Origin of the sequence: Pseudomonas paraglycinae (genome assembly GCF_021601625.1) — a bacterium.
Lineage (GTDB): Bacteria > Pseudomonadota > Gammaproteobacteria > Pseudomonadales > Pseudomonadaceae > Aquipseudomonas > Aquipseudomonas paraglycinae.
The window spans coordinates 198,415-213,588 of the sequence record NZ_BQHR01000003.1; the positions used below are offsets into that span (position 1 = coordinate 198,415).

Annotated in this window: 16 protein-coding genes; 5 read left to right on the forward strand and 11 right to left on the reverse strand. The window is 61.2% G+C overall.

Annotated features, from left to right (window positions below; translation table 11 throughout):
* Positions 1 to 198: 198 nt before the first annotated feature.
* The 5 genes from L6D82_RS05535 to L6D82_RS05555 all read right to left on the reverse strand — a co-directional run bounded on the left by L6D82_RS05535 (position 199) and on the right by L6D82_RS05555 (position 5,734).
* On the reverse strand, positions 199 to 1,416 hold the full coding sequence (locus L6D82_RS05535) for a multidrug effflux MFS transporter (protein WP_236188291.1): 1,218 nt from the start codon (positions 1,414 to 1,416) through the stop codon (positions 199 to 201).
* On the reverse strand, positions 1,409 to 2,365 hold the full coding sequence (locus L6D82_RS05540) for a diiron oxygenase (RefSeq protein ID WP_236188292.1): 957 nt from the start codon (positions 2,363 to 2,365) through the stop codon (positions 1,409 to 1,411). Before L6D82_RS05540 ends, L6D82_RS05535 begins: the two co-directional genes overlap by 8 nt.
* Positions 2,362 to 3,435 carry a SagB family peptide dehydrogenase gene (locus L6D82_RS05545; protein ID WP_236188293.1) on the reverse strand — a complete coding sequence of 358 codons (1,074 nt, stop codon included), beginning with the start codon at positions 3,433 to 3,435 and terminating at the stop codon, positions 2,362 to 2,364. Before L6D82_RS05545 ends, L6D82_RS05540 begins: the two co-directional genes overlap by 4 nt.
* Positions 3,436 to 3,874: 439 nt before the next feature.
* Positions 3,875 to 5,071 carry a class I SAM-dependent rRNA methyltransferase gene (locus L6D82_RS05550; RefSeq protein ID WP_085746706.1) on the reverse strand — a complete coding sequence of 399 codons (1,197 nt, stop codon included), beginning with the start codon at positions 5,069 to 5,071 and terminating at the stop codon, positions 3,875 to 3,877.
* 123 nt (positions 5,072 to 5,194) lie between these two features.
* Positions 5,195 to 5,734 (reverse strand): type 1 glutamine amidotransferase domain-containing protein, encoded by a 540-nt coding sequence (locus L6D82_RS05555; RefSeq protein WP_085746705.1) that lies wholly within the window; start codon positions 5,732 to 5,734, stop codon positions 5,195 to 5,197.
* A 227-nt stretch (positions 5,735 to 5,961) separates the two neighbouring features.
* Here L6D82_RS05555 and L6D82_RS05560 point away from each other — a divergent pair, with 227 nt between their 5' ends.
* The 3 genes from L6D82_RS05560 to L6D82_RS05570 all read left to right on the forward strand — a co-directional run bounded on the left by L6D82_RS05560 (position 5,962) and on the right by L6D82_RS05570 (position 8,009).
* Positions 5,962 to 6,774 (forward strand): HDOD domain-containing protein, encoded by an 813-nt coding sequence (locus tag L6D82_RS05560; protein WP_176247728.1) that lies wholly within the window; start codon positions 5,962 to 5,964, stop codon positions 6,772 to 6,774.
* A 29-nt stretch (positions 6,775 to 6,803) separates the two neighbouring features.
* Positions 6,804 to 7,616: a bifunctional DNA-formamidopyrimidine glycosylase/DNA-(apurinic or apyrimidinic site) lyase gene (gene mutM, locus L6D82_RS05565; RefSeq protein WP_236188294.1), complete on the forward strand. Its 813-nt coding sequence runs from the start codon at positions 6,804 to 6,806 to the stop codon at positions 7,614 to 7,616.
* A gap of 69 nt (positions 7,617 to 7,685) precedes the next feature.
* The gene (locus tag L6D82_RS05570) at positions 7,686 to 8,009 is read left to right on the forward strand and encodes a hypothetical protein (RefSeq protein ID WP_007953415.1); all 324 of its coding nucleotides are present in this window, start codon (positions 7,686 to 7,688) and stop codon (positions 8,007 to 8,009) included.
* Between the two features lie 38 nt (positions 8,010 to 8,047).
* On the opposite strand, the gene L6D82_RS05575 is transcribed toward L6D82_RS05570, so the two are convergent.
* The 5 genes from L6D82_RS05575 to L6D82_RS05595 all read right to left on the reverse strand — a co-directional run bounded on the left by L6D82_RS05575 (position 8,048) and on the right by L6D82_RS05595 (position 12,635).
* The gene (locus tag L6D82_RS05575; protein WP_003195146.1) at positions 8,048 to 8,299 is read right to left on the reverse strand and encodes a YfhL family 4Fe-4S dicluster ferredoxin; all 252 of its coding nucleotides are present in this window, start codon (positions 8,297 to 8,299) and stop codon (positions 8,048 to 8,050) included.
* 102 nt (positions 8,300 to 8,401) lie between these two features.
* Positions 8,402 to 8,881, reverse strand: a complete 480-nt coding sequence (coaD, locus tag L6D82_RS05580) for a pantetheine-phosphate adenylyltransferase (RefSeq protein ID WP_007953414.1) — start codon at positions 8,879 to 8,881, stop codon at positions 8,402 to 8,404.
* A gap of 115 nt (positions 8,882 to 8,996) precedes the next feature.
* Positions 8,997 to 10,592 carry a GMC family oxidoreductase gene (locus L6D82_RS05585; protein WP_102685788.1) on the reverse strand — a complete coding sequence of 532 codons (1,596 nt, stop codon included), beginning with the start codon at positions 10,590 to 10,592 and terminating at the stop codon, positions 8,997 to 8,999.
* A gap of 42 nt (positions 10,593 to 10,634) precedes the next feature.
* On the reverse strand, positions 10,635 to 11,180 hold the full coding sequence (locus tag L6D82_RS05590; protein WP_236188295.1) for a twin-arginine translocation pathway signal protein: 546 nt from the start codon (positions 11,178 to 11,180) through the stop codon (positions 10,635 to 10,637).
* Positions 11,181 to 11,204: 24 nt separating this feature from the next.
* The gene (locus tag L6D82_RS05595; protein WP_102685786.1) at positions 11,205 to 12,635 is read right to left on the reverse strand and encodes a coniferyl aldehyde dehydrogenase; all 1,431 of its coding nucleotides are present in this window, start codon (positions 12,633 to 12,635) and stop codon (positions 11,205 to 11,207) included.
* Positions 12,636 to 12,781: 146 nt separating this feature from the next.
* Between L6D82_RS05595 and L6D82_RS05600 the strand changes: the two genes are divergently transcribed.
* Together L6D82_RS05600 and L6D82_RS05605 are read left to right on the forward strand one after the other, a co-directional pair.
* Positions 12,782 to 13,453 (forward strand): TetR/AcrR family transcriptional regulator, encoded by a 672-nt coding sequence (locus L6D82_RS05600; RefSeq protein WP_007953407.1) that lies wholly within the window; start codon positions 12,782 to 12,784, stop codon positions 13,451 to 13,453.
* A 28-nt stretch (positions 13,454 to 13,481) separates the two neighbouring features.
* Complete coding sequence (locus L6D82_RS05605) at positions 13,482 to 14,336, forward strand: sulfurtransferase (protein ID WP_236188297.1); 855 nt, start codon at positions 13,482 to 13,484, stop codon at positions 14,334 to 14,336.
* A gap of 4 nt (positions 14,337 to 14,340) precedes the next feature.
* On the opposite strand, the gene L6D82_RS05610 is transcribed toward L6D82_RS05605, so the two are convergent.
* Positions 14,341 to 15,171: an AraC family transcriptional regulator gene (locus L6D82_RS05610; RefSeq protein ID WP_102716712.1), complete on the reverse strand. Its 831-nt coding sequence runs from the start codon at positions 15,169 to 15,171 to the stop codon at positions 14,341 to 14,343.
* Positions 15,172 to 15,174 lie beyond the last annotated feature (3 nt).

Consider the following 15,174-nt stretch of genomic DNA (forward strand, 5'->3'; position numbering starts at 1 on the left):
GGAACACTCAGAAATGGCCGTGTGTCCTGATGTTGCCGATGACGTTGCGGGATCGCCGCTGGTCTCAGCCTGAGCTCATAAACCCGCCGGGGATGAATGGCGATGAATCTCGCGATTCTACACCGCTGGCGTCAGGAGGGAATGGCGCAAAGCGTTGTTCCAGTGCTGACGAAGCGTGCGGGATGACGACCGGCAGGATTAATCGCTGTCCGGTTGCCCCACGAGATCGCTGCGGCGACTGATCCGCGCGTTCAACGCCAGTGCCACCCCGCTGAGTATCACGAAGCTGTAGCCCAGCGTGGATTGCAGATTGGTCGGGCTCAGGCTGATCAAGGCACTGATCAAGCCGCCGCAGATGAGAATGATCGTGCTGCCGGCCGAGGCCGACGTGCCGGCGTTTTCCGGAAACAGACTCATGGCCCGGGACGTGGCGGCCGGCCGGGCAATGGTGGTGCCGGCGGTGCAGATCAGCATCGGGATCAGCACGGTCGCCGGAGCCAGTGCAAAGTTCGACGACAGGTACAGCATGGTCACGCCGGCGAACAGGATCAGGCTCAGGCCGACGACCATCTGCTGGCCGCTGTTGATGCGCCTGCTCAGCACGCTGGCGAGGATCCCCCCGGTGACGTAAGCCGCACCGTAGATCAGCAGGATCAACGAAAATTCGTAAGCGGACAGTTGCAGCCGATCCATGAAGATCAGCGGCGAGATCACGATGAATGAGAAATGGCAGGCGAATGCAAACGCTGAAATCAGCCAGTAACCGACGAAGTCGAAATCTCCCAGAACCCGTCGATAGGCCGTGAGGAAGTTCGTACGTGTGCCAGTGGCGGTAGGTCGGGTGTTCTCCAGAAACAGCCAGGCCTTGAGCAGCACTGCGGCTGATAATGCGATGAACACCCAGAAGCTGCCGCGCCAGCCCAGCGTCGCCTGAAGAAAGGTGCCAGCCAGCGGCGATATCGAGATGAAAATCCCGCCGGCGGTGACCATTAAAATCCGTAGGCGGTCACGTTCTTCGCCTTCGAACAGGTCCTGCACCAGCGCCTGTGACAGCACGAAGCAACCGCAGCCCAGCGCCTGCAACACCCGGAACATCAGAAACAGCGAATAGTCCGAGGTCATCACGCAACCGAGGGCGCCGAGTATGGAAACGCTCATGCCGGCGAGCAGCAGCCCCTTGCGTCCGATCACATCCGACAGCGGCCCGATCAGCAACTGGGCGAAGGCAATTCCGACCGCAAACAGGCTGATCGACAGGGCGATGTCCGCCGGGGTGCGGCGAAAGTGTTCGGCCAGTGCCGGGAACGAAGGCAGCAGGACATCCAGTGGAAAGACGCCGAGCAACACCATTGCCAGCAAAAGACTGACAGCCCCGCGCCGCTGTCGTCGGGTCACCACAGATTGTCCGTCATCCATCGATCAGTCCCGCCCTGGCAAATAGTGTCTGGTTTTGAGGTTCGGCGAAAAATCCGGCTTTCTTCAATGCGTTCAACGTAGCGAGGCTGCCGGCGCGTGCCCGCCGTCGACTGGCCTGGGTCGATGTCATCGTGCCGAGAATGTCCGTCACCGTCGTATTTGCAATGCCCGCGCCACAGAGGCTTTCCTGCAGCCAGTGCTCATCCACTTCGAAGAAGATTTCCAGAATGTCGAGCAAGGTCGTCGCGGTGAACGTTCGCTGTCGCGGGTTCAGGTGCAACCAGAGGTAGTGGAACACTTCGGTGAAATAGCGGCTGTGGCGCGCTTCGTCGGTGAGGTGATCGCGCAACATGTCGTTGACGCCGGACACCAAGCTGTCGCGGCAGACATCCAGCAGTTCACGGGCAATGATGGTTTCCGAGACGAAGCCCAGAAGAAAGCACGCCAGCGGCCGTTGCTCCTGTGCGGTGCGCGCAATCAGCAGGTTCATCCGGGTGATCCGTCTGGGCATGACCGGGCGCCCGGTGATGGCGTAGAGGCTGGCGATCTGCTCCGCCACCTGACTGGAAAACAGGGCGTGATAGCCCTCGTCGGTGTAGAGCTGGAGCGCGGCGGTTTTCATCGACGTCGGAACCTCGACCGGCAGTTCGCCATGCACGATGGTTTCGACGGCGCGATTGACGATCCGGTGTTCGAGCAACGTGGTGTAGTCGAGAAAATGCACCAGATGCCGGGCCGTAAGCCGGTGCAGCATCGAGCGGCCCGCTGCTTCAATCGCCGGGTGGGCCAGATAGGGCAGGAATGCCGGCGGAAACCAGTGCCGGGTCTCGAGTTGCTCCTGCACGTTGTCCGGCAAGCGGTAATCGTGAGGGCTGGTGCGGACCGAGGCGCGGGTGTTCCAGTCACTCAGGGTGAACTGAAAGACCGGTTCCGGAGCGAGGGTGCTCATGACTGTGCCTCACGCAACAGGTCGCGCATTTCCTGACACATCGCCTGGCCGTCGCTTTCCCCGCAACCGACAAAGAACAAGGGTTGTTCCGCACTGTTCTCGAGCTTCAGCAACGCTTCGACCTGCTCATCGGAAAACGCGCCTGTGAGCCAGGTGCTCATGCCCAGTGCTGTAGCCACCAGTTGAAACGTCTGCGAAAGGTGCCCGGCTTCGACGAACGCCATTCGATAGGCGCGCGAGTGCGGGTATTTCCACCAGAGGCGATCGAAGCGGGCGGTGATGAACAACCCCAATGGCAGGTTATTGATGAAATGCTGCCCCCCCAGCAGATTGCCGGGCGCGGTGTCGGGCAAAGGGTTGATGAAGCTCAGGGCGTGTTCGGCGGGGTGGTAGGCATACACGCCAGGTGCCAGTTCCTCGACGTTCTGTACAAACACGAACCCGGCACAGGCATTGAGACCACCGCCGGAAGGGCTGCTGCGCCGCGCGCCCAGTCCTTCGGCGATGCTGTCGTCGCAGTCGGTTTCGCGTTCTCCCAGGTAACCGAGTGACAGGTAAAGCAAGGTGCCCACATCATCCAGCGACACGGCAGCGCCAGTGAAGGATCGGCAGGTCTTTCGCCGGGTCAGTGAATTCGACAGGCTGTCGTCATTCAGTGCCAGCGGCTTGGGCAGGGCGATGAGTGCGTTCGGACGGGTATCCACAGGGATGTCGGCTGGCGGGGGAGTGGCAAGCACTTTGTTGCAGTGTTCGAGATATTGCCTGGACCATTCCTGAATGTTTCGGGGAGTGTGTTCGCAAGGAATGTCCCGAGTCCCGATATGGTAGATCCTGGACAGTTCATCCCAGCCCCAGGCAGGCGCCGGGATTTTATAAGAAGTCAGTATTCCTGCATTTAAAAGCTGTGTATCTATTATGTTGCTGTTGTCGTATAAGTCAGGGTTGTGGACAAGTTGCGCCAGTCGGGAGGAATATTCAAGATCAAGTTCATGTTGAGTATGGTCTTTGTAGTTCCAGACTATCTGGCCGGGCGTTAGTGGCAGTATGAATAAATAAGGATTTATATGCATGTTGGGGCACGCTGCTCTGGATAGGTGCTTTGTCAGAGGCGCTGGGTAGCCGGCTATACCCAGCGCCCACCTTACTTAACGGGCTTTAGGTGCGACCAGAAAAGCCAGATTTGCGAGGGTGCGGGATTCCAGAGTAATTGCTTTCATGATTGAACTCCTTGTTCGTTGCTGCTTCGTGGTTAGTTGGTGTCACCTCCGTGGTGACGACTTAATAATAGTTTGTAATGGATTAATCGCAAGCAAATATTAAGTAGGAATAATCCAGTAATTTTGTCGGAGTGATCTTTGGCTGGAAATGGGTGTGTAAGTTAAATTTCAGTAAATAAAGTATTCGCGGAAATATCCTGCAAGTCTGCAGGATAATAAGTGTAGGAAAGCAACGTTAAAGGCAAAAAGAAGGGGAGCCCCAGGCTCCCCTTCTTTATACGCATCGATACCGTTAGCTGTTCGGCAGCAGGCGGCAGGTGATGCTCTTGATGTAGCGGGTTTCCGGGATGGCCGGGTGTACCGGGTGATCCGGACCCTGACCGCCACGCTCCAGCAGCTGGATATTGCGGTCCAGGTGACGGGCGCTGGTCAGCAGGATGTTCTGCAGGTCGTCTTCCGGCAGGTGCATCGAGCACGAAGCGCTGAACAGGATGCCGTCCTTGGTGAGCAGGCGCATGGCTTGCTCGTTCAGGCGACGGTAGGCGCCTTCACCGTTCTTCAGGTCTTTCTTGCGCTTGATGAACGCAGGCGGGTCGGCAACGATCACGTCGAAGCGCTCTTCGCTGGCCTTGAGTTCTTTCAGGGCTTCGAACACGTCGCCTTCGATACAGGTCATCTTGTCGGCGAAGCCGTTCAGTGCGGCGTTACGCTCAACGCCGTCGAGGGCGAAGCCCGATGCGTCGACGCAGAACACTTCGCTGGCGCCGAATGCGGCCGCTTGCACACCCCAGCCACCGATGTAGCTGTAGAGGTCCAGTACGCGTTTGCCTTTGGCGTAAGGGGCCAGGCGGGCGCGGTTCATGCGGTGGTCGTAGAACCAGCCGGTTTTCTGACCTTGAACCACTGGCGCTTCGAACTTCACGCCGTTCTCTTCCAGCGCTACCCACTCCGGCACCACGCCGAACACGGTTTCGGTGTAACGCTCGAGGCCTTCGGCATCGCGCGCGGCGGAGTCGTTCTTGAACAGGATGCCGCTTGGCTTGAGCACCTGGGTCAGTGCCGCGATCACGTCATCTTTATGGGCTTCCATGGTCGCCGAGGCGAGCTGCACCACGAGGATGTCGCCGAAACGGTCGACCACCAGACCCGGCAGCAGGTCGGAATCGCCGTAGACCAGACGATAGAACGGCTTGTCGAACAGGCGCTCGCGCAGCGACAGGGCTACGTTCAGGCGATGCACCAGCAGCGACTTGTCCAGCGGCAGCTTGATGTCGCGCGACAGCAGACGCGCGCAGATCAGGTTGTTCGGGCTCATGGCGACGATGCCCAGCGGCTTGCCGCCGGCGGCTTCGAGGATCGCCTGGTCGCCGGCCTTGAAGCCGTGCAACGGGGTCGCGGCCACGTCGATTTCGTTGCTGTAGATCCACAGGTGACCGGCGCGCAGGCGACGGTCGGCGTTGGCTTTGAGGCGCAAGCTAGGCAGGGACATGACGTCGCTCCGGAAAAAAGAGCGGGAGTATACCGTGTTGCGCCTTATGCCGGGTTTGGCGTGCGATGAAACGCGGCTGACCTCATCACGAGCAGGCCCGCCCCGTATCCATACGCTTATGCTCTATGCCGACAGCGCGTCGATCAGCGCATTGCTGAACGCCGGAATATCGTCCGGCTGGCGGCTGCTGATCAGGTGGCCGTCTTTTACTACCTCCTGATCAACCCAGTTCGCCCCCGCATTCACCAGATCGTCCTTGACGGTCTTGTAGCTGGTCATGGTCTTGCCATTGACCAGCCCTGCCGAAATCAGCAGCCAGCTGCCATGACAGATCACTGCGATCGGCTTGCCGGCGGACGCACCGGTCTTGACCAGGTGCTGGGCGTCCTGGTCGATGCGGATGGTGTCAGAGTTCTGCACACCGCCCGGGAGCACCACGGCATCGTATTGATCGATGCTTGCGCCCTGGAAGGTCTGGTCGACCTTGAAGTCGTCCGCAGGTTTATCGTGATTCCAGCCTTTGACGCTGCCGGCTTCGGCGGAGAGGATGTCAACCTGCGCTCCCGCCTGCTCCAGTGCCTTTTTGGGGCCAGTCAGTTCAACCTGCTCGAAACCGTCGGTTACCAGAAAAGCGACGCGCTTGCCGCTGAGAGAAGTGGCCATCGTTAAGCTCCTGAGTCTGTTGGAATTACTGCCCGCGACAGATGGGGAACTGCTCCGGGCACTACAGATTCCGAAGGCTGGTGGAAAGTGAAAGTTCCTGCGAATTGCCCACTGGTGTGTCGTCCGTCGGTTTTTAGAGGTTAGAATCGCGGCCTGTCCCAGAGTGTGTACTTATGTCCCAAGAGCTGACCACCGAACAGATTCAACAGTCCCTGCAAGGCATCAGCGTGCCCGCGCAGCCGCAGATCATGGTGGATCTGCAAATGGAGCAGTACATGCCCGACCCCGACCTGGAGACGATCGCCAAGCTGATCTCCCAGGATCCTGGCCTGTCCGGCTCGCTGCTGAAAATCGTCAATTCGCCCTATTACGGCCTGAGCAACAAGATCACCTCGATCAAGCGCGCGGTGAATCTGTTGGGCAGTCGCTCGATCATCAATCTGATCAACGCGATGTCGATCAAGGGCGAAATGAACGATGACACCATCGTCACCCTCAACCGTTTCTGGGACACCGCCCAGGACGTGGCCATGACCTGCCTGACCCTGGCCAAGCGCGTTGGCACCGAGGCGAGCGACGAGGCTTACGCCTTGGGTCTGTTCCACGACTGCGGCGTTCCGTTGATGCTTCAGCGTTTTCCGGATTACATGACGACGCTCGAGAAGGCCTATGCCAACGCGAGTGCCGAGCGCCGGGTTGTGGACACTGAGAACGACGTCTACAACACCAACCACTCGGTGGTCGGTTATTACACCGCCAAGTCGTGGCGCCTCCCGGAGCACGTCAGCGCTGCGATCGCCAACCACCACAATGCCTTGGCGATCTTCAGCGATGAAACTTCGCGCAACAGCCAGATGAAAAACCTGCTGGCGATCCTGAAAATGGCCGAGCACATCTGCGCGTCGTACCGGGTGCTGGGCAACCAGACCGAAGATTTCGAATGGCAGGCCGTCGGGCCGCTGGTACTGGAATACATCGGCCTCTCGGATTACGACTTTGAAACGTTGAAGCAGACTATCCGCGAACTTGGCGCGCACTGATTTAAAAAGACCCTTGATTCGAGACACTCATGCCTGAATTGCCGGAAGTCGAAACCACCCGCCGCGGTATTGCCCCGCACCTGGAAGGCCAGCGTGTCAGCCGGGTGATCGTGCGTGACCGGCGTTTGCGCTGGCCGATTCCCGAAGACCTTGATGTGCGGCTGTCCGGGCAGCGCATTGTGCTGGTCGAGCGGCGCGCCAAGTATCTGCTGATCAACGCCGAGGTCGGCACGCTGATCAGCCACTTGGGCATGTCGGGCAACCTGCGGCTGGTGGAGGTCGGGATACCGGCGGCCAAGCATGAGCATGTCGATATCGAACTGGAGTCGGGCCTGGCCCTGCGCTACACCGATCCGCGGCGTTTCGGGGCGATGCTCTGGAGCACCGACCCGCTCAATCACGAATTGCTGATTCGCCTGGGCCCGGAGCCGTTGACCGATCTGTTCGATGGCGAGCGCTTGTATCAGCTGTCGCGCGGGCGTTCGATGGCGGTCAAGCCGTTCATCATGGACAACGCGGTGGTGGTGGGGGTCGGCAATATCTACGCGACCGAAGCACTGTTCGCCGCCGGTATCGATCCGCGTCGCGAAGCCAAAGGCATTTCCCGGGCGCGCTATTTGAAGCTGGCGATCGAGATCAAACGCATCCTCGCTGCCGCCATCGAGCGCGGCGGCACCACGTTGCGTGATTTCATCGGTGGCGACGGGCAGCCGGGGTATTTCCAGCAGGAACTGTTTGTCTACGGTCGCGGCGGCGAGCACTGCAAGGTCTGCGGCACGGGCCTGCGGGAAATGAAGCTCGGCCAGCGCGCGAGCGTCTGGTGTCCGCGCTGCCAAAGCTGAGCAGGGCGTCCGAAAAAGTCCTACGGTCTATAGTGAGTTGTCTCACTGTTCAGCTCGAAGGATCGTGCCATGAAGTCCTTGCAAACCCTCATCGTCGCCCTGCTGCTGTGCTTCAGCCTGACCGTTCAGGCCACGGAAGGCGGCAGCGGTGACCCTCGTTACGCCATCCAGAATCCACCGGCCTACGCCATGCTCGGCGATCTGCTGATTGCCCGACCATTGCTGGTGGTGGCAACGGTGATTGGTGCCGGGGCGTTCGTCGTGTCGTTGCCGTTCACCGCGCTGGGTGGCGGGATTGGCGATGCGGGAGAGGCGCTGGTGGTGGCGCCGGCGAAAGCGGCGTTCGTGCGATGCCTGGGCTGCACAGGGGAGGGATTCGAGCAGCGCGAATGACGCGATCGCAGCCGGGGGCTGCGATCGGATTCAGTGGCTCAAGCCTTGCCGGTGATCTTGCGGTACTTCTCCATCAACTGTTCTTCAGTCTCCGGATGAGCTTCGTCCAGTGGAATGCAATCCACCGGGCAGACCTGCTGGCACTGCGGCTCGTCGTAGTGGCCGACGCACTGGGTGCACAGGTTCGGGTCGATCACGTAGATCTCTTCGCCTTGGGAAATGGCGGCGTTCGGGCACTCGGGTTCGCAGACGTCGCAGTTGATGCAATCGTCGGTGATGATCAGGGACATGCTAACTCCAGCCGGGGCGGGGAGCCCGGGCGCTATGAATCAATGCGCGCAATTGTGCCGCATTGGCGCCCGTAGTGCACGCGGGCGCCGTTTGAACGGTCGTTACTTCTTGAAGCGCAGGGTCAGGGCTTCGGCTACCGCCGGGTGGACGAACTTGCTGATATCGCCGCCCAGGGCCGCGATTTCCCGCACCAGGGTCGAGGAAATGAACGAATAACGCTCGGACGGGGTGAGAAACAGGCTCTCCACATCCGGGGCCAACTGGCGGTTCATGTTGGCCAGCTGGAATTCGTATTCGAAGTCCGACACCGCGCGCAGGCCACGCAGGAACACGTTGGCGTTCTGCTCTTTGGCGAAATGCGCCAGCAGCGTCGAGAAGCCGACCACTTCCACGTTCGGCAGGTGTTTGGTGACCTCGCGGGCCAGCTCGACCCGTTGTTCCAGCGGGAACAGCGGATTCTTCTTGGGGCTGGCGGCGACGGCGATGATCACGTGGTCGAACAGGCGCGAGGCGCGTTCGACCAGATCGCCATGGCCCTTGGTAATAGGGTCGAAGGTACCTGGGTACAACACTCGGTTCATCGCGTCGTCCTGGCGGGAATCCGTTGGGGAGTCGGATGGTATCGCAGCCGTCCCGGTCGGGAAAGTCGCCTGTTGGGTAAGAAAGCACTATAGACGATCGGAATTTTCGCCTTTTTCACGGGTTTCTCAACCGTTCGCCGAGGGATGTCGCCAGTTGCGCCGTCAGACCGTACACCGACAACTGCGGGTTGGCGCCGATGCTGGTGGGGAACAAAGAGCCGTCATGAATCGACAGATTGCTCAGTTGATGATGGCGGCCGAGGCTGTCGGTGACGGCTGTTTTCGGGTCCTCGCCCATGGCGCAACCGCCCATGACGTGAGCGCTGCCCAGGCGGGTGCGATACAGCTCCAGACTCAGGGTGTCGATCAACGAGCGGGCCTCGGCCAGGCTGTTCACGTAGCGGGCATCGGCGTGCATCGGCATCACCGCTTTGGCGCCGCCGGCGAACTGGATCTCGGCCATGCTGTGGAAAGACCGGCGCAAACCCTCCCAGGTGTAAGGCGACACCTGATAGTCGAGCACCGGCGAGCCGTCACCGCGCAATTCGACGCTGCCGCCCTGGCTATCCGGGTGAAAACCGTCGCGCAGCAGGGCGAGCATCGCGTGGGTATGCGGCAGGTTCGCCATGTGTTGCGCGCTTTCCTGACCGAAACCACCGAGCAACGTGGCGGCCAGCGCCGGGTGCAGCGGCGGTACTTCGAGTTTGTAGGCCATCGGGCCGGTAGTGCCGTCCTTCCACTGGAAATGGTCCGAGTAGATCGACTGCGGCGCACCGTAGAACGGGTTGATCACCTCGTCGAAACGCCCTGCGGACATGTTCACCAGATGCAGAAAGGTGCGCTTGCCCAGCCGTTTGTGCGGATCCGGTGCATCCGAACGCATCAGCAGCGCCGGGCTGTTGATCCCGCCGCCGGCCAGCACGTAATGCCGCGCCTTGACGGTGATCGTGCGTCCAGTCGGCTCGACGCAACGTTCGTCCATCGCCACGCATTGCAGGCCGGTGACCTTGTCGCCGCTGATCAACAGCTTTTCGGCCCGGGCCAGATAGAGCAGTTCACCGCCCTTTTCCAGGGTTGCCGGAATGGTCGTGACCATCATCGATTGCTTGGCGTTGGTCGGGCAGCCCATGCCGCAGTAGCCGAGGTTCCAGCAGCCGCGCACGTTGCGCGGGATCACGTGCCAGCTGTAGCCAAGTTGTTCGCAGCCTTTGCGGATCACGTCGTTGTTGGCGTTGGGCGGCACCATCCACGGGGCGACGCCGAGACGCTGCTCCATTTTTTCGAACCACGGCGCCATGTCGGCGGGGCTGTGGCCTTTGACGTTGTGTTCTTTGGCCCAGTGTTCGAGGGTCGGCTCGGGCGTGCGAAAACTCGATGTCCAGTTGATCAGCGTGGTGCCGCCGACCGCGCGGCCCTGAAGGATGGTGATCGCGCCATCCTTGCTCATGCGGCCGATGCCTTCCTGGTAGAGGCTGCTGTAGGCCTGGTCTTCCAGCAGTTTGAAATCGCTGCTGGTCTTGAGCGGGCCTTCTTCGATCAGCAGCACTTTATAGCCGGCGGCGCTGAGGATTTCCGCCGTAGTGCCGCCACCGGCGCCGCTGCCGATGATGACGACATCGGCTTCCAGAGTCAGGTCATCGGTGAGTTGCGCGCCGTTGTAGGTTTTCCAGCCACGGGCAAGGCCTTCGCGAAACGGGTCGGGTACGGGCATCGATCAGGTTCTCTTATTATTGTTATGCGTGGGTCGCCAGGCTCAAACGGCGGGCGGGCCGGGGTAACCGCAATGGGCCCAGGATTCGGCGCGGGTGTACCAGGCCATCATCACCATTTGCAGCAATGAGCTGTGGCCCATGCGCAGCAGGCTCAGCGCGCTGTTTTCCCAGCGTTCTAGAAAGTGACGGATCGCCTCGGGGCTGGCGTTTTCCCAGCTGCCCCAGATTCCGGTCAATGGCCCGCGCGTCACCGCCATGCCCAGCACATCGAACAGTTGCCGGGTGAGCTTGAGCATTTCCGGCGACAGGTGATCGAGGCTGTAATCCAGCGACTTCAGGGTGCCATCGACAGCGGCGGGCAGCTTTTCCACAGCAACGGCGCCATCCAGCATCACTGGAATCAGTGCGCGCAGAAACAGCAGATCGCCGCTGCGCAACGTGGCGAATCCGTTGGCCGATACGCTCGACGAACAGCCGCTGAGGCTGGCACCAAGGCCGGCAGTGGCGAGGAAGGCCGTGGCGCCCAGGCTGAATTTCAGCAGGCCACGGCGCGACAGGGCAGGTGTTTCGGTCAGGCTTGGGTGCATTGTTGTTATTACCCGGCGGTGACGTTAGCGAATGAACAGTTTCTGGATCAGTTTCTGAATGGATTTGCCGTACGGCGGGTAGATCAGCTTCGCCGCGTTGAAGCGCTGTTTGACCAGCACGCCCTTGGCCTTGCTGAACGTCAGGAAACCCTCGTGCCCGTGGTAATGGCCCATGCCCGACGGGCCGATGCCGCCGAACGGCATGTCGTCCTGCGCCACGTGCAGCAGCGTGTCGTTGAGGCAGACGCCACCGGAATGGGTTTCGCTGAGTACGCGCTTCTGTTCGCGCTTGTCGTAGCCGAAGTAGTAAAGAGCCAGAGGACGTGGCCGCTGATTGATGTAAGCAAATGCCTGATCCAGATCCTGATACGGCACGATCGGCAGCAGCGGGCCGAAGATTTCGTCCTGCATCACCGTCATCTCGTCGCTGACATTCAGCAACAGGCTGTGCGGCATGCGCCGGCCCTGGCCCTGGTCGAACAGCGGAATCAGCAGCGCGCCCTTGCTGGTGGCGTCGCTGAGGTAGCTGTTGAGCCGCGCCAGTTGGCGCTCGTTGATGATTGCGGTGTAGTCCGGGTTGTCGGCAAGCGTCGGATAAAACCCGCGCACCGCCTGGCGATAGGCTTCGACGAAACCGCCGATGCGCTCCTCCGGTACAAGCACGTAGTCCGGGGCCACGCAGGTCTGGCCGGCGTTGAGGGTCTTGCCGAAAGCGATGCGTTCGGCGGCGTCCTTGAGAGGTACGTCGTGGGAAACGATGGCCGGGGATTTGCCGCCCAGTTCCAGGGTAACCGGTGTCAGGTTTTCTGCCGCTGCGCGCATCACATGCTTGCCGACGCTGGTGGAGCCGGTGAACAGCAGGTGGTCGAAGCGCATCTTGGAAAACGCCACGCCGACATCGGCCTCGCCGAGCACCACGCACACCAGATCTTCGGGGAAGATCCGCGCCAGCAGTTCCTTGAGCAGCAGGCCGGTGGCCGGGGTCGATTCGCTGAGTTTCAGCATCACCCGGTTGCCGGCCGCGAGCGCGCCGGTCAACGGGCCGATGGCCAGGAACAGCGGGTAGTTCCACGGCACGATGACGCCGACAACGCCCAGCGGCTGATACACGACTTTCGCCGATGCCGGCTGGAAAGCCACACCCACTTTGCGCCGCGAAGGTTTCATCCACTGGCTGATGTGCCGGCTGGCGTAGTGAATGCCGTGCAGGCTCGGCATCAGTTCGGCGAGCAGGGTTTCATCGGCGCTGCGGTGGCTGAAATCGGAGCTGATCGCGTCGATGAGGGCCTGCCGTTCGTTGCTCAGCAAATCGCGCAGGGCCTTGAGCCATTGCTGGCGCTGGGCTGCAGGTGGCATCGGGTTGGCGGCGTAGGCGGCACGCTGCGCGTTGAACAGCCGGTTGAGCTCTTCCAGCGGCTGTTGCAGCGTTTGCAGGTAGGCAATATCGGCAGTCATTGTCAGCTCCGGAGATGTTGTTTTGAGGAACTTTTTAGAGTCTATGCTCTAGAAAGTCAAATGGCTTCCTTGCGCATCCTGGTTTTATCCCGCTCCGGATAGGTCGTAAGATGCCCCCCAACGCACTCTGAATTAAAGCTCAAGCCATGGCCCCACGGATCAAAACCAGCGAGCGCATCGTGCAGAACAGCCTCGAGCTGTTCAATCAGCAGGGCGAGCGCAGCATCAGCACCAATCACATCGCCGCCCATATGGAGATTTCTCCGGGCAATCTGTACTACCACTTCCCCAACAAGCAGGCGATCATCGCCGTATTGTTCAGTGAGTACGAAAGCCTGGTGGACAGCTTCCTGCGTCCGCCCCAGGGCCGTGCCGCGACGGTCGAAGACAAGCGTTTCTATCTCAAGGAACTGCTGTCGGCGATGTGGCGCTACCGTTTCCTGCACCGCGATCTCGAGCACCTGCTCGACAGCGATCCGGACCTGGCCGGGCGTTATCGGCGCTTCTCTCAGCGCTGCGTGATCCAGGGCGCGGCGATCTACGAAGGCTTCGTTGCCGCCGGGATCCTGAAGATGGACCGCGTGCAGATCGAATCCCTCACCCTCAACGCGTGGATCATCCTCACCTCTTGGGTGCGCTTCCTGTGCACGACCCGGGAGAATTCCAATCACCTCAGCGAGCAGGCCATCAAGCGTGGCGTGTATCAGGTGCTGGTGCTGGAAGCAGGGTTCGTCACCGAGCAGGCCCGCGATGAGGTCAACGCCTTGTTCGAAGAGTTCTACGTGCCGCTGGCCCAGGCCCTCGAAGAAAGACCGTAATTCCATTTCCTCACTGGAGTCGTTCGCTATGCCGATTGCGCAACTGATCAGCCCGACCGCACTGGATGCCCGCAAGGCGCAACCGGGGCTGGTGATTCTCGATTGCCGTTTTGCCCTCGAAGACCCGGATTACGGCCAGCGCAGCTACGCCGAGGGGCACATTGCCGGGGCACATTTCGCCGATCTTGAACGCGACCTCAGCGGCCCGGTGACCAAGGGTGTGACCGGTCGCCATCCGCTGCCGGAGCCGGCGGCGCTGATCGAACGCCTGCAAGCGTTCGGCATCAATAACGACAGCGACGTGGTTTTGTATGACGACGGCCCGGGCGCCTATGCGGCGCGGGCCTGGTGGTTGCTGGCGTGGCTGGGCAAGCGTGACGGCGTGTTCATTCTCGATGGCGGGCTCAAGGCCTGGCATGCGGCGGGGCTGCCGTTGAGTCTTGATCCACCGTCAGCGGCCCGGGGTAATTTCAGCGGCCAGCCGGACATGAGCCTGCTGCTCAGCGCCGAGCAATTGCAGCAGCGCCTCGGCCAGCCGGCCCTGACCCTGCTCGATGCCCGCGCCTTGCCGCGCTTCAAGGGTGAAGTGGAACCGATCGACCTGATCGCCGGGCACATTCCCGGCGCGCAATGCGCGGCGTTTACCGACAACCTGGGCAGCGACGGGCGTTTCCTGCCGGCCGATCAGCTCAAGCAGCGTTTCGCCGCGAAACTCGGCGAGCGTTCCCCGAACGATCTGGTGGCTTACTGCGGCTCCGGGGTGACGGCGTGTCACAACCTGTTCGCCCTGTGCCTGGCGGGTTATCCGTTGGGTTCGCTGTATGCCGGATCGTGGAGCGAGTGGATCAACGATCCTGCGCGCGGTATCGCTACGGGCGAGTAATCGCTCAGCGATCCAGCCGCGCGCTGCGATAGGCCGCCGGCCCCACGCCGTAAACCTGTTTGAATTGCCGGCTCAGATGGCTCTGGTCGGCAAATCCCAGCTGCGTGGCGACCTCCACCGGCAGGCAGCCGCTCTGCAACAAGCCACGCGCGCAGGCGATCCGCTGCTGCATCAGCCAGCTGTGCGGCGGCATGCCGGTGGCGCGACGGAACACCCGGGCAAAGTGGAAGGGCGAGAGGTTCACGGCCGCCGCCAGTTCTTCCAGCGAGGGCGGCGCCGCCAGTTGCGCGTGCAGCAACTCCTTGGCCATCGCCACCGCGCGGTGCTCTTTGCCGGGATTGCCGTTGATCTGCACCGCTGCGTGACGCTGTAACAGCAACATCATCATTTCGCGCCACACCGTTTGCTGTTGCAGCGCGGTGGCGGGGCTTTCCAGCAAGCGATGCAACTGACAGAAACCGTTGACCAGGTCCGGATCGCGATACAGCGTCGCGCCGAAAGCCGGCATCGGTGCGGTCGGCAGTTCCAGCTCATTCAGCAGCGCGACGATCTGCCCTGTGTCGGGATAAAACGCCCGGTACAGCCAGCCGTCCTCCGTGCCTTTGTGGCCGTTATGCACTTCGTCCGGATTGATCAGCACCAGCGTGCCGCTGCCCGCCAGGTGTTCGGCGCCGCGATAACGGTAGCGCTGGGCGCCGGCCATGATCATGCCGATCACATAACCGTCGTGGACGTGCGGGGCGAAACGATGCTCGATGTAGCGCGCGGTCAACAGCTCGACCCCGGCCAGAGGCGCGGCCTGCCAGAAACGGATCGACTCGCCCTGATCGCTCATGAC